General features: G+C 70.6%; 1 protein-coding gene. It reads left to right on the forward strand.

Annotation, left to right across the window (positions count from 1 at the left end; translation table 11 throughout):
- On the forward strand, positions 1 to 541 hold a 541-nt coding region (locus AC1DIO_RS35440), incomplete at both ends, for a beta-barrel domain-containing protein (RefSeq protein ID WP_476854963.1).

Here is a 541-nt window from a genome sequence, read left to right on the forward strand (position 1 = left end):
AGAAGGGCTTCATCGACGGCACGAAGGTCTACAACATCAACCGCGAATGGGCCCGCCTGCTCGGCGAGCGCGGCGAGATCGAAGCCTCGATCGCCCGCGCCCGGCTGCGCGTCAGCGATGCCCGCCTCCAGATCATCGCCGTCGACGAGACCGCCCGCACCGAGGCCCAGCGCGAGCTGCGCCAGGTCGAGGCCAAGGTCTCCGAGCTCAGCGACCGGCGGCTCGCCAGCGAGGACCGGCTCTCGCGCTCCGAGATCCGCGCCCCGATCGCCGGCATCGTCAACGAGTTGACCGTCTTCACCGTCGGCGGCGTCATCACCCCGGCYGCCCGTCTCGCCACCATCGTACCGGGCGAGGCCAAGCTCACCGTCGAGGTCAGGATCGCGCCGACCGATATCGACCAGGTCAGGCCGGGCCAGCCCGCCCGCCTGCGCTTCTCCGCCTTCGCCAAGAATTCGACCCCGGAACTGCCGGGCACCGTCAGCCATCTCTCCCCGGCGACCACCCGCGACCCCACCACCGGCGCCAATTTCTACACCGG

The sequence above is a fragment of the Allobosea sp. 05T439 genome, from assembly GCF_056396005.1.